The organism is Rouxiella badensis, assembly GCF_026967515.2.
Taxonomy (GTDB): domain Bacteria; phylum Pseudomonadota; class Gammaproteobacteria; order Enterobacterales; family Enterobacteriaceae; genus Rouxiella; species Rouxiella badensis.
On sequence record NZ_CP114062.1, the window covers coordinates 2,310,046 to 2,322,573 of the forward strand.

Annotated in this window: 12 protein-coding genes and 2 tRNA genes; 10 read left to right on the forward strand and 4 right to left on the reverse strand. The window is 51.2% G+C overall.

Annotated features, from left to right (window positions below):
* The first annotated feature begins 21 nt into the window (after nt 1-21).
* The 3 genes from nemA to rnt all read left to right on the forward strand — a co-directional run bounded on the left by nemA (nt 22) and on the right by rnt (nt 2,442).
* Entirely contained in the window at nt 22-1,113 is a 1,092-nt protein-coding gene (nemA, locus tag O1V65_RS10655; protein WP_017492935.1) for an alkene reductase, read from the forward strand.
* A 131-nt stretch (nt 1,114-1,244) separates the two neighbouring features.
* Nucleotides 1,245-1,652, forward strand: coding sequence for a lactoylglutathione lyase (gloA, locus tag O1V65_RS10660; RefSeq protein WP_017492934.1), 408 nt, complete (start codon nt 1,245-1,247; stop codon nt 1,650-1,652).
* Nucleotides 1,653-1,779: 127 nt separating this feature from the next.
* Nucleotides 1,780-2,442, forward strand: a complete 663-nt coding sequence (rnt, locus tag O1V65_RS10665; protein WP_084912658.1) for a ribonuclease T — start codon at nt 1,780-1,782, stop codon at nt 2,440-2,442.
* An 84-nt stretch (nt 2,443-2,526) separates the two neighbouring features.
* Here rnt and O1V65_RS10670 read toward each other — a convergent pair whose 3' ends face one another.
* On the reverse strand, nt 2,527-2,874 hold the full coding sequence (locus O1V65_RS10670) for a Grx4 family monothiol glutaredoxin (RefSeq protein ID WP_017493909.1): 348 nt from the start codon (nt 2,872-2,874) through the stop codon (nt 2,527-2,529).
* Between the two features lie 477 nt (nt 2,875-3,351).
* On the opposite strand from O1V65_RS10670, the gene O1V65_RS10675 reads away from it, so the two are divergent.
* The gene (locus tag O1V65_RS10675; protein WP_026110797.1) at nt 3,352-4,263 is read left to right on the forward strand and encodes a C40 family peptidase; all 912 of its coding nucleotides are present in this window, start codon (nt 3,352-3,354) and stop codon (nt 4,261-4,263) included.
* A gap of 143 nt (nt 4,264-4,406) precedes the next feature.
* Here O1V65_RS10675 and cydH read toward each other — a convergent pair whose 3' ends face one another.
* Entirely contained in the window at nt 4,407-4,496 is a 90-nt protein-coding gene (cydH, locus tag O1V65_RS10680; protein WP_017493912.1) for a cytochrome bd-I oxidase subunit CydH, read from the reverse strand.
* A gap of 335 nt (nt 4,497-4,831) precedes the next feature.
* Between cydH and purR the strand changes: the two genes are divergently transcribed.
* Complete coding sequence (purR, locus tag O1V65_RS10685; RefSeq protein ID WP_017493913.1) at nt 4,832-5,857, forward strand: HTH-type transcriptional repressor PurR; 1,026 nt, start codon at nt 4,832-4,834, stop codon at nt 5,855-5,857.
* A 48-nt stretch (nt 5,858-5,905) separates the two neighbouring features.
* On the opposite strand, the gene punR is transcribed toward purR, so the two are convergent.
* A complete protein-coding gene (gene punR / locus O1V65_RS10690) occupies nt 5,906-6,808 on the reverse strand; it encodes a DNA-binding transcriptional activator PunR (protein WP_017493914.1) in 903 nt (300 codons plus the stop codon).
* A gap of 169 nt (nt 6,809-6,977) precedes the next feature.
* Between punR and punC the strand changes: the two genes are divergently transcribed.
* Together punC and cfa are read left to right on the forward strand one after the other, a co-directional pair.
* Nucleotides 6,978-8,177 carry a purine nucleoside transporter PunC gene (gene punC, locus O1V65_RS10695; RefSeq protein ID WP_017493915.1) on the forward strand — a complete coding sequence of 400 codons (1,200 nt, stop codon included), beginning with the start codon at nt 6,978-6,980 and terminating at the stop codon, nt 8,175-8,177.
* Nucleotides 8,178-8,523: 346 nt separating this feature from the next.
* Nucleotides 8,524-9,675, forward strand: coding sequence for a cyclopropane fatty acyl phospholipid synthase (gene cfa, locus O1V65_RS10700; RefSeq protein ID WP_017493916.1), 1,152 nt, complete (start codon nt 8,524-8,526; stop codon nt 9,673-9,675).
* A 78-nt stretch (nt 9,676-9,753) separates the two neighbouring features.
* On the opposite strand, the gene O1V65_RS10705 is transcribed toward cfa, so the two are convergent.
* Nucleotides 9,754-10,425, reverse strand: a complete 672-nt coding sequence (locus O1V65_RS10705; RefSeq protein ID WP_017493917.1) for a riboflavin synthase — start codon at nt 10,423-10,425, stop codon at nt 9,754-9,756.
* 273 nt (nt 10,426-10,698) lie between these two features.
* On the opposite strand from O1V65_RS10705, the gene O1V65_RS10710 reads away from it, so the two are divergent.
* The 3 genes from O1V65_RS10710 to O1V65_RS10720 all read left to right on the forward strand — a co-directional run bounded on the left by O1V65_RS10710 (nt 10,699) and on the right by O1V65_RS10720 (nt 12,465).
* A complete protein-coding gene (locus tag O1V65_RS10710) occupies nt 10,699-12,072 on the forward strand; it encodes an MATE family efflux transporter (protein WP_017493918.1) in 1,374 nt (457 codons plus the stop codon).
* A 191-nt stretch (nt 12,073-12,263) separates the two neighbouring features.
* A tRNA-Val gene (locus O1V65_RS10715) sits at nt 12,264-12,340 on the forward strand.
* 48 nt (nt 12,341-12,388) lie between these two features.
* A tRNA-Val gene (locus O1V65_RS10720) sits at nt 12,389-12,465 on the forward strand.
* The last annotated feature ends 63 nt before the right edge of the window (nt 12,466-12,528 follow it).

Genomic DNA, 12,528 nt, shown 5'->3' on the forward strand with positions numbered 1-12,528 from the left:
ATTGTTTCAGGAGATAGTTACATGACCAAGCTCTTCACGCCCCTGGTAGTCGGGCATAAAACCCTGCCAAATCGCGTATTTATGGCACCGTTAACCCGTCTGCGCAGCATCGAGCCGGGGGATATCCCTACCCCGCTGATGGGCGAATACTACGCCCAGCGCCATAGCTCCGGCCTGATTATCACCGAAGCGACGCAGGTCTCCTTCCAGGCGAAAGGCTATGCCGGTGCACCGGGTCTGCACACGCCGGAACAAACCGCCGCCTGGAAAAAAATTGTTGCCGGTGTGCACGCGAAAGACGGGCACATTGCCGTCCAGCTATGGCACGTAGGCCGTATTTCGCACACCAGCCTACAGCCAAATCAGCAGCCGCCGGTTGCGCCTTCCGCCATTGCGGCCGGGACCCGTACTAGCCTGCGCGACGAAAACGGCAATGCCGTCCGCGAAGAGTGCTCGACGCCGCGTGCGCTGGAAACCGCTGAAATCCCGGGGATCGTTAACGACTTCCGCCAGGCAGCAGCCAATTCGCGTGAGGCCGGTTTCGACTACATCGAGCTGCACGCGGCGCACGGCTATTTGCTGCACCAGTTCATCTCTCCGGCTTCTAACAAACGCGAAGACCAGTACGGCGGCAGCATTGAAAATCGCGCTCGCCTAACGCTGGAAGTGGTCGATGCCGCCGTTGCTGAAATCGGCGCCGACCGTGTAGGCATTCGCATCTCGCCGCTGGGCCCATTCAACGGTCTGGACAACGGCGAAGATCAGGAGTCAGCAGCGCTCTACCTGCTCGATGAGCTGAACAAGCGTGGTCTTGCGTATCTGCATATCTCGGAACCCGACTGGGCCGGCGGCAAGCCTTATACCGAGTCGTTCCGCAAAGCGATTCGCGAGCACTATAAAGGTGTCATCGTGGGTGCCGGTGCATATACCGCCGAGAAAGCCGAAGAGCTTATTGCGAAGGGCTACATCGACGCCGTAGCGTTTGGCCGCAGCTATATCGCCAACCCGGATCTGGTTGAGCGTCTGAAAAACCATGCTCCGCTCAACGAGCCGAAGCCAGAAACCTTCTACGGCGGCGGCGCACAAGGCTACACCGACTATCCTACGCTGTAAGTTGCCTCAAAACAGTCTCTAAGCCCGCCAGTGCTTAGAGACTGCTCAGTCGGGATGTCTCTTAAAGACAAAGCGATAGCATTGAGTTAGTCTAGTATTCAATATGTTTTAACTGGCAATCAGAGGAAATTATGCGTTTACTTCACACCATGATCCGCGTTGGCGACATGCAGCGCTCAATCAAGTTTTATACTGAAGTACTGGGCATGAAAGTGCTGCGTACCAGTCAGAATAAAGAATACAAATACGATTTGGCGTTTGTCGGTTATGAAGACGAAAGCGAAGGGGCGGTCATCGAACTGACCTATAACTATGGCGTAGAGAGCTACGACCACGGCACCGCATTCGGCCATCTGGCGCTGGGCGTTGACGACGTTGCGCAAACCTGTGAAGACATTCGCAAAGCAGGCGGCAAAGTGGTGCGTGAAGCAGGCCCGGTTAAAGGTGGTACCACGGTCATCGCCTTCGTTGAAGATCCAGACGGCTACAAAATCGAGCTCATCGAATCTAAACATGCAGGTCAGGGACTGGGTAACTAATCCCGTCTCACCGGTAACTTAAAGGGCGCAATCGAGGCGCCCTTTCTTGCTTTTTATTCTCTCCTCCTGCATCTGGCCTGAAAATTTGCCATAATGCGCGCTGAATTCGTTTAAAGATAAGATACCAATGGCTGACAAAAGTGACATTAACGCCCTGAAAGGTCGTTTCCGCGGGTTTTATCCTGTGGTAATTGATGTAGAAACCGCCGGGTTTAATGCCCAGACCGACGCCCTGCTTGAAATCGCCGCCGTGACGCTGAAAATGGACGAAGACGGCTGGCTGCAAAACGATGAAACGCTGCATTTTCACGTTGAGCCTTTCGAAGGATCGATTTTGCATCCTGAGGCACTGGCATTTAACGGTATCGACCCGACTAACCCTCTGCGTGGCGCAGTTAGCGAATACGACGCGCTACACGCCATTTTCAAGGCAATCCGTAAGGGGATGAAGGAGCAGGACTGCAATCGCGCGATTATCGTTGCGCACAATGCCAATTTCGACCACAGCTTCTTGATGGCCGCCGCCGAGCGCGCGGGCCTGAAACGTAATCCGTTCCACCCTTTTGCCACCTTCGACACGGCAGCGTTGAGCGGCCTGGTGCTTGGACAAACTGTGCTGGCCAAAGCCTGCATCAGCGCGGGTATCGTTTTCGACAGTTCTCAGGCGCACTCGGCGCTTTATGACACCGAGCAAACCGCTGCGTTGTTTTGCGAGCTGGTAAACCGCTGGAAACGCCTCGGTGGCTGGCCGTTGCCTATTGCTGAAGAAGAGAGCGTTGAAGAGAAATAAATTCTTCTCGTTAAGATAAATAGTAAGACATAAAAAAAGAGCGGCTACGATAGCCGCTCTTTTTATTTCAAGAGTCGAAGCCGATTATTCTGGCTGCTCTTCCTGAGATTTATATTTCTCAGCCGTTTCTTTGATCAGCTGCTGCAGTTCGCCACGCTGATACATTTCGATAACGATATCGCAGCCGCCGACCAGCTCACCGTCAACCCACAGCTGTGGGAAGGTCGGCCAGTTGGCGAATTTTGGCATTTCTGCACGGATATCCGGGTTTTGCAGGATATCGACGTAAGCGAAACGCTCGCCGCAGGCAGACAGCGCCTGAACGGCCTGAGCAGAGAAACCGCAGCTTGGCAGCTTTGGAGAGCCTTTCATATAAAGAAGAATCGGGTTCTCGGAAATCTGCTGTTGAATTTTTTCAATAGTAGTGGTCATTTTCTTGCTTCCTCAAGCCATTAATTGGCTGTCACGGTCATTACTTAAATCGGAAAAAACCTGATCAACTGTCTGCCATTGTAACGAGAGCAGCCCTCGGATAAAAACGCCATTTTTTGTGAGGTCTTTAGCGCACAAAAAGGCCTTTAATTGATGCATCCCTGTAATGTCGGTGATAGTATCCCTGATTGTCAAAACAGTGCAAAAATAAAGATTCATATAGAATAACATTTTTATTCTGTGACTTTAACCCAAACGATCCCAAAGGGATCTTTTAGGTAACGTGAGTTTAACCCTCTGAATCCTGGTTATTTTTTCGGCGCTATAGCTCATATTTTGCCCAGAAAAAAAGTTATTAACTTTTACTCACAATATGAATTAGAATCGAAGCAATTCGTGCTGTTTTGTCTCCCGCTTTTCGGGAATACTGGGACATCTTTTGATGTTTAACTTCGGCCTAATATTGGTAGCGACGCCATGCGTTTAATGTTTACGCTTTTTGTGCTGCTGTTTACCCAGCTCTTTTTGAATTTGGCGAATGCTTCGCCAAGTCATCGCGTCTCCGCCAAACAGGCCGAAACGCACGTAAGCCAGGCAAAGCCTGATGAGCGACGAAAGCGAAAGGTCGTCGCGAGAAGCAATAGAAAGACCAAGACTGTTCCGGTGAAAGAACAATCGAAAGCCAAAGAACACAGCAGGACGAAAGAGAAAGTGCACGGGAAGGCGAAAGTCGAGCACAAGCATCCTACCAGCACTAAACTCGTCAGGCACAAGGCCGAGAAGCCAACCGCTTCCAGGCTCGCAAGACACAAGGCAGAGAACTCGAAGAAAGAGATAAACTCGATTAGCCGTTCTCTGGCTGCTACCACTAACGTGGTCTGTGCGAAAGAAGGCAAAAAAGCCTACGGACGACACCGAAAGCATAAAACAAAAGAAGATACCTGCACCCCGTTAACGCTGAGTGCAGCGCACAAGAAAAAGTATTTGCATGCTAAAGAAACCGCGATGAACAAGCTGATGCACCAGGTCGGCAAACCTTATCGCTGGGGTGGAACCTCCCCGAATACTGGTTTCGACTGTAGTGGCCTGGTTTATTACGCGTACAAAGATTTAATGCGTATTAAAATGCCTCGCACCGCCAATGAGATGTACCATTTGCGCGATGCGGCCCCGGTTCCACGCGGTGAGCTTGAGTCTGGTGATTTAGTGTTCTTTAGAATTACTAAACGCGGCGCGGCGGACCACGTAGGTGTTTATCTCGGCAACGGTAAGTTTATTCAGTCACCGCGCTCTGGAGAAGACATCAAAATTAGTTATCTGGCAGATAACTACTGGCAAGACCACTACGTTGGTGCTCGCCGGGTCATGACGCCGAAAACGATTCGTTAAATAATGATTTCTCGCTTAACACCTGTGAATAGCATTTAACGAATGGTTTAAGCCTACCCCCTCTCGAGCGGGCGGTAAAATAGAAAAGGGCGATTTCTTTGATAAGAAATCGCCCTTTTTCGTTTCTGCCTGACGGCAAAAGATCAGTGCATGACGGCGGTAAAGCTGAATGCCACGATCGTCACCAGTGCGCACACCACGGTTATCAATGAGTATTTCAGATTGGTATCCACATAGACTCCTTGCCGGATAGAAGATTAAAAACCCTATATTTTATAAGCCTAAATATTTTGCGCGCTTTGCGTAAAAACGTCTACCGATCGTGCACCGATTTGCGCAACTTATCGCGAAAGCGCAAATTTGGCTTTCCCTTTCTTGAGATATAAGAGAAAATTAGCGGTTACCACGCTGTGTGCCCGGTCGGCGTTGTCCGACGCATCTTTCAGGATTCCTGAAACCACCCAACGAATTAACTGCTTAAAATGATTTATGCAGTTGAATGCACGCAGGCAAACGATTAACAAAAAACTAACGTGCTGAAAAGGGTTAGTTCAGGAGTGATTTTTACATGGCCACGATTAAAGATGTCGCTAAGCGCGCTGGTGTTTCGACTACAACGGTGTCGCACGTCATCAATAAAACCCGTTTCGTCGCCGAAGAAACTAAAGCTGCGGTTCGCGCAGCCATTAAAGATTTGCACTATTCCCCGAGCGCCGTCGCGCGTAGCCTGAAGGTGAATAACACCAAGTCCATCGGCCTGCTGGCCACCTCGAGTGAGGCGCCCTACTTCGCCGAAGTCATTGAAGCCGTTGAGAACAGCTGCTTCGCGAAGGGCTACACGCTTATCCTGTGTAACTCGCACAATAATCTGGAAAAGCAGAAAGCCTATCTGGCAATGCTTGCGCAAAAGCGCGTCGACGGCCTGCTGGTGATGTGCGCCGAGTATCCGGCCGAGCTGCTTGCCATGCTCGAGGAGTACCGTTCAATCCCGATGGTGGTGATGGACTGGGGCGAAGCGCAGAACGACTTTACCGACTCGATTATTGATAACGCCTTCGAGGGCGGATATCTGGCGGGTCGTTACCTGGTTGAACGCGGGCATCGCGACATTGGCGCCATTCCCGGTCAGCTGAACCGCAACACCGGCGGCGGTCGCTATCGCGGTTTCCTGAAAGCGATGAATGAAGCCAATATTGCCGTGCGTGATGAATGGGTGGTTCAGGGTGATTTCGAACCTGAATCAGGCTATCAGGCAATGCAAAAGATCCTCAACCAGAAGCAGCGACCGACGGCAGTGTTCTGCGGCGGTGACGTGATGGCGATGGGCGCGATTTGCGCAGCCGACGAAATGGGCCTGCGCGTTCCTCAGGATATTTCGGTCATTGGTTATGACAACGTGCGCAACGCGCGCTACTTCTCTCCAGCACTCACCACGGTACACCAGCCGAAAGAGCGCCTGGGCGAGATGGCCTTTACCATGTTGCTCGACCGCATTATTAGCAAGCGCGAAGTGCAGCAGACCATCGAGGTGAAACCCAAGCTGGTTGAACGCCGCTCCGTGGCCGACGGTCCTTTCCGCGACTATCGTCGTTAATTCTCGCTTTTCTGCGCTCCTCTCACGCCCGCCTTCGCGGGCGTGAGGCTATCTCAGCCATTCTTGATTCAGCGTTTCACTGTCCCCGAGATACTCCAACAACCAGTCTAGCGCCGGGGAATGATTTCGCTGGTCCCACGTCAGACAACACGGGCTTTCCGGAAACACGTTGGCAAGATTAAGCACTGCCAACCTTTGTTGCGCAATCCACGGCGCAACCCTATGTACTGGCAGCATGCCAACGCAGAGCCCTTCACAAAGGCAATCAATGGCGCAGGTCCAGTCCGGCACGACCAGACGACGCTGGTTGTCCAGCGTCCAGGTGTCGCGTTTGGGCAAATTTCTGGAGGTATCCTCTATACACAGCGCCGGATAAGGCCTCAGCGCATCATCGTCCAACGCCCTATTTTGTGCTGCCAGCGGATGCGTGGCGCTGACCACACAGTGCCAGGGTAAAGTCCCCATGTCCCTAAAGCTGAAACGCCCGCCGACCGGCACCGCGCTGGTGGCACCGATGGCGACGTCTGCACGATCATCGGCCAGCGCGTCCCAAACGCCGTTGAACACCTCTCCTTGAATCAATAACTCGGTGTCGGGGAAAGCGCGATAAAAATCGACCACCAGCTGCCGTATGCGATCGGGTTTTACTATTCGGTCGACCGCCACACGTAGCTGCCCGCTCCAGCCGTTGGCGACCTGCTGACACTGGCGACGCGTGGATAGCATTTTTTTGATAAGCACTCGGGCTTCATCAACGAAAAGGCGACCTGCGGGCGTCAATTCTACGTCGCGATGTCGGCGTTCAAACAGGGGGACCGCCAGCCATTCTTCGAGCTGTCGAATCTGATAGCTAATCGCTGACGGAACGCGATTGAGCTCAAGCGCTGCGGCAGTGAAGCTGCCGTTTCGCGCGACAGCGTCGACGACTTCGAGTGAATATTCAGACCACATAGGCACCGCCTTTTGTCGGGATGATCATTGCAACTCTCTGCTTTCAAATATTTTAATCACATGGTGCAAATATTAACGTTTCACAATCCGCAAGCCAAGCGGATACACTGCGCCACTGGCTTCACCCTACGAAATATTTAACTGCTTTTTTGAATTATAAGAGAACATCATGAAACCCTCATTTGGCTTTTTACTCTATCTGGCCGGGCTGAGCATGCTCGGATTTCTGGCGACCGACATGTATCTCCCGGCCTTTGGCAGCATGCAGGAGAGTCTGGATACCTCGGCCAGCGGAATAAGCGCTAGCCTGAGTATCTTCCTGGCTGGCTTCGCCGTGGCGCAGCTGTTCTGGGGTCCCCTTTCCGACCGCTTTGGCCGTAAACCTATTTTATTAACCGGACTGTCGCTGTTCGCCGTAGGCTGTCTGGGCATGATCTGGGTGCAAAACACCGAGCTGCTCCTGGCGCTGCGCTTTGTTCAGGCTATTGGGGTTTGTGCCGCGGCGGTAAGCTGGCAGGCGCTGGTGGTTGACCGCTATGCGTCTGACGTAGCGAAACGCACCTTTGCCAGCATCATGCCGTTGGTAGCACTTTCTCCTGCCCTCGCCCCATTAGTCGGCGCATGGGTACTGAATCATTTCAACTGGCGAGTCATCTTTGCCCTGCTGCTGGTGATAAGCGCCCTGCTGCTGTTCTTCACGCTGACGCTGAAAGAAACGAAAAAGTCTGTTGCCGAAAAAGCGCAGGCAAAAAGCGGTGTCACCGAGATGCTCAGCTCGCCGGTTTATAGCGGTAACGTACTGATTTACAGCGCCAGTTCGGCCGGCTTTTTTGCCTGGCTGACCGGTTCCCCCTTTATTCTAAGTGAAATGGGCTACGGACCTTCTGCGATTGGTTTGAGCTATGTCCCTCAAACTATTGCATTTTTATTAGGGGGTTACGGCTGTAGGATGATTATCAATAAAATTGATGGGGTTCGTCTGCTGCCCTGGCTTTTATTAGGCTATGCTATTAGCGTTATATCGCTTTATCTGGTTGCGACGTTAACTCAGGCTACGCTGGTAAGTTTGTTAGTGCCGTTCTGTTTAATGGCGCTGGTAAACGGTGCCTGTTATCCCATTGTCGTAGCAAATGCATTAATGCCATTTCCTGCTAATACAGGAAAGGCTGCCGCGTTGCAGAATACATTACAGTTAGGACTTTGCTTTTTAAGTAGCATGATGGTGTCGGCATTTATATCCCAGCCATTATTCTCGACGGTGACCGTTATGCTTACGACGGTGGTGCTGGTGGGAATGGGATACTTTATTTTGACGCGTTCAGCGAATAAGCAGAAGTCTGGACATCCAGAAGCAAAGCATGCTAACTAGTTAATATAATACCGTTATGTTACAATAACTTGAAGAATATGTTCGCCTGTTGCGATTTACAGTTGAGAATGCGCGCAGGCGAGCTTATACTCAATTCAACATAAGAAAATAACACTTTTACAAAACTTTTATCACAAGTAACTTTTGTGCGCGCGAATCGCGTCACATTTATTAGTGCAAGGATGATTCACCGCGGCGTATTACGCCTGGTGTCCTTCGTATTTTCCCTCTGTTCATAGTCATATATCAGACAAGGCGGAATATCCGTCTGTTCTCATAAGACCTGCCAATAGCCGTTGCTTTTTAAGCAGGTTAATAAGTCAGAAGAGAAAGTGATGGAGAAGCTATGAGTTCATCGTGTGTAGAAGACCTGAGTATTCAAGATAATCAGTGGTACCGAATCGCGAGCGAAATGTTATCAATGGCTGGCATTGAGGTTAATGGAACACGCCCTTTTGACATTACGGTAAAAAATCCCGATTTTTTTAAGCGCGTACTTCAGGAAGGTTCACTGGGTCTCGGCGAAAGTTATATGGACGGCTGGTGGGAATGTGAAAGATTAGACATGTTCTTCCATCGCGTCGTTGCCGCAGGGCTCGAGAACAAACTCCCACATCATCTTAAAGATACACTGCGTATCGCAGCAGCAAGGCTGACCAACCTGCAGTCCAGAAAACGCGCCTGGATCGTAGGTAAAGAGCATTACGACCTGGGTAACGATCTGTTCAGTAAAATGCTTGACCCTTATATGCAATACTCCTGTGCCTACTGGAAAGATGCGACCACGCTTGAACAGGCACAAGAAGCCAAACTGAAAATGATCTGTGAGAAACTGCAGCTTCAGCCGGGGCAACGACTGCTTGATATTGGCTGTGGTTGGGGAGGTTTGGCGGAATATGCAGCCCGAAATTACGGCGTCAGTGTTTTCGGCGTGACTATTTCTTCTGAACAGCAAAAAATGGCCCAGCAACGCTGCGAAGGTCTTGATGTCACCATCCTGCTGCAGGATTACCGCGATCTCAACGATCAGTTCGATCGCATTGTTTCCGTCGGCATGTTTGAACACGTCGGGCCTAAAAATTACCAGACCTATTTCGACGTGGTAAAACGCAACATCAAACCTGACGGTCTTTTCTTGCTGCACACCATCGGATCGAATAAAACCGATCTGAATGTCGATCCCTGGATCGATAAATATATCTTCCCGAACGGCTGCCTGCCTTCCGTTAAACACATTGCACAGACCACTGAAGGCCTGTTTGTGATGGAAGACTGGCACAACATTGGCGCAGATTATGATAGAACGTTGATGGCCTGGTTTGAGCGTTTCGTTCACGAATGGCCAAGTTTTGCAGAGAACTATTCAACGCGTTTCTATCGTATGTTCAGCTATTATCTGAACGCTTGCGCTGGGGCATTCCGCGCTCGCGACATTCAGCTGTGGCAGGTTGTTCTCAGCCCTAACGGCGTTGAAGGCGGCATTCGCGTTCCACGTTGATATGCTTCACATAATAAAAAAGCCGGCGGCAAGTGATTGCTTCCGGCTTTTTTACTTTTTGCATCTTAAAGAGGGCAATTATTCTTTGTCGTGTTCCTGGTGTTCGATTTCAGCCAGGGCGGCCGCAGCGGCCTGTGCAGCTTCGCGACTTGCCAGCACACGTTCGACGGTGTCGACGATGGCCTGAGTCTGCGGGTCGATTTCGATATTAATTTTGTCACCCAGGCGTTTGGCACCCAGCGTGGTGCGCTCGAGCGTTTCGGGGATCAGATGTACGCAAAAACGGGTTGGCGTGACTTCACCGACGGTCAGACTGATGCCGTCAATACCGATGTAGCCTTTGTGCAGAATGTATTTCATATATTCTGCATGCGGCATACGGAACCAGATCTGGCGATTGTTTTCAGAGGTGAGGATTTTCTGGACTTCGGCAGTGCAGACAATATGGCCAGACATCAAGTGGCCGCCAATTTCGTCATTAAAGCTGGCCGCACGCTCCAGATTGACCTCATCGCCTTCTTTAAGCTCGCCGAGGTTGGTCAGACGCAGCGTTTCCTTGATCAGGTCAAAGCTCACTAAATCCCCTTCAACCTTGGTCACCGTCAGACAGCATCCGTTGTGAGCCACCGATGCGCCAAGCGCCAGATTTGGCAGCATCGCCTCGGGCAGTCTGACCACGTGGGTTCTGAAGTTAGGTTTTTCATCGATAGACACTACAGTGCCTTTGCCTTGCACAATTCCGGTAAACATTAGGCGCGCCTCGTTAATTCAACGTTTATTACCACTTATATTACTTTTTTTGCCATGGCGCGTCACGAAAGCCCAATTAAAATCGGGAATAAAAGCACATCTCACCCATACTCGAGGGATAAAATCTCAGCAGAGTGGCATCTGTTGAAACTTAAGCATGCGATTTGATTAAAAAACCTGACAAGGTACAATCTTTCGGCAATTCCTCACTATATTATCGTCACCCTCGGGTGACTTTTTGGTTTTACTCATCATTATAAAAAAGGTGTATGCGTGCAGAAGTACCTCACAGAAGCGCGTAGTTTATTGGCTCTCGCGATCCCCGTTATCCTCGCTCAAGTTGCACAAACCGCAATGGGTGTCGTTGACACCATCATGGCAGGTTCGGTCAGCGCAACCGATATGGCTGCGGTTGCCGTCGGCACATCAATATGGCTCCCCGCCATACTGTTTGGCCACGGCCTTTTATTATCTTTAACACCCACCGTCGCGCATCTGAACGGGGCTGGTCGTCGTGAAAAAATCGGCGATCAGGTGCAGCAAGGCTTCTGGCTGGCCGCGGGTGTGTCGATCCTGGTGATGGTGGTGATTTATAACTGCGACCTGATGATTGGCATGATGCAAAACATCGATCCCCTGCTGAAAGAAAAGGCCATCGGGTATCTGCGTGCCATTATGTGGGGCGCGCCCGGTTACCTGTTTTTCCAGGTGTTGCGCGACCAGTGTGAAGGGCTGTCAAAGACCAAACCGGGCATGGTGTTCGGGTTTATCGGCCTACTGGTAAATATTCCGGTCAACTATATCTTCATCTATGGCAAGTTTGGCGCCCCGGCGCTGGGCGGCGTGGGCTGCGGCGTGGCAACCGGCACGGTGTACTGGGTCATGTTCATCATGATGCGCATCTACACTAAGCGCTCCTACTTCCTGAAAGATATCGTTGCAACGCGCCCGTTCGCCAAACCTGACTGGGCCGTACTGAAGCGTCTGTCGCTGCTCGGACTGCCGATTGCGCTGGCGCTGTTCTTCGAGGTTACGCTGTTTGCAGTGGTGGCGCTTCTGGTCTCCCCTCTCGGAATAGTTGCCGTCGCAAGTCATCAAATTGCGTTAAATGTCGGGTCTCTGATGTTCGTGGTTCCGTTGTCGCTCGGCGTGGCAGCGACCATTCGCGTTGGGTCACGTCTCGGTGAATCAAATCCATCGGCGGCCAAGGTCTCGGCGCTGACCAGCATCGCGACGGGCATTGTTATGGCCTGCATTATTGCAACGATGGTGGTTATCTTCCGCTCCCACATTGCACACCTGTACAACGACAATCCGGCAGTCGTCAGCCTGGCGTCGCATCTGATGTTGTTTGCGGCCATCTTCCAGATTTCAGATGCCGTTCAGGTGATTAGCAGCGGCGTATTGCGTGGCTATAAAGATACGCGCTCAATTTTCTTCATCACCTTTACTGCCTACTGGATCCTGGGTCTGCCTATAGGTTACCTGCTGGCGCTGACCAATTATCTGGTTCCGGCCATGGGTCCGAGCGGATTTTGGTGCGGATTCATCATCGGACTCACTTTTGCCGCCACCATGATGTCGCTGCGCATGCGCTGGATCCAAAAACAGTCTTCATTTTCTATTCTGCAACGCGCAGGGCGATAGTTTTTACCCTCTTACGGTGCGCTGTTTATCGCCAGCGCACCGTAATTAATGTTTAAAAAATCAACGTAATGAGCGTTAGCGCACCAATCGCACGCAATATGTCATTAAAATGCATTTTTTCCCTTGCCAGCCATCCGGTAGGTCGTTAATATTCGTCCCCGCTGCCGCACTGGCAGACAGAGATAAACGATGCGTCCGTAGCTCAGTTGGTTAGAGCACCACCTTGACATGGTGGGGGTCGGTGGTTCGAGTCCACTCGGACGCACCAAATCTCAAAACCTTAACCGGTTTAGCCGTAAAAATTGCATTAAGATGTGCGTCCGTAGCTCAGTTGGTTAGAGCACCACCTTGACATGGTGGGGGTCGGTGGTTCGAGTCCACTCGGACGCACCAATGCAAATTCCTGAACACCTCCCTGCCTCTTTCGATAAAATCCAACGCTTACCCTTATTTCCC

Bases quoted from the DNA above. Each gene is read 5' to 3' on its own strand.
- nemA (WP_017492935.1), top strand. From the start codon at position 22: ATGACCAAGCTCTTCACGCCCCTGGTAGTCGGGCATAAAACCCTGCCA.
- gloA (WP_017492934.1), top strand. From the start codon at position 1,245: ATGCGTTTACTTCACACCATGATCCGCGTTGGCGACATGCAGCGCTCA.
- rnt (WP_084912658.1), top strand. From the start codon at position 1,780: ATGGCTGACAAAAGTGACATTAACGCCCTGAAAGGTCGTTTCCGCGGG.
- O1V65_RS10670 (WP_017493909.1), bottom strand. From the start codon at position 2,874: ATGACCACTACTATTGAAAAAATTCAACAGCAGATTTCCGAGAACCCG.
- O1V65_RS10675 (WP_026110797.1), top strand. From the start codon at position 3,352: ATGCGTTTAATGTTTACGCTTTTTGTGCTGCTGTTTACCCAGCTCTTT.
- purR (WP_017493913.1), top strand. From the start codon at position 4,832: ATGGCCACGATTAAAGATGTCGCTAAGCGCGCTGGTGTTTCGACTACA.
- punR (WP_017493914.1), bottom strand. From the start codon at position 6,808: ATGTGGTCTGAATATTCACTCGAAGTCGTCGACGCTGTCGCGCGAAAC.
- punC (WP_017493915.1), top strand. From the start codon at position 6,978: ATGAAACCCTCATTTGGCTTTTTACTCTATCTGGCCGGGCTGAGCATG.
- cfa (WP_017493916.1), top strand. From the start codon at position 8,524: ATGAGTTCATCGTGTGTAGAAGACCTGAGTATTCAAGATAATCAGTGG.
- O1V65_RS10705 (WP_017493917.1), bottom strand. From the start codon at position 10,425: ATGTTTACCGGAATTGTGCAAGGCAAAGGCACTGTAGTGTCTATCGAT.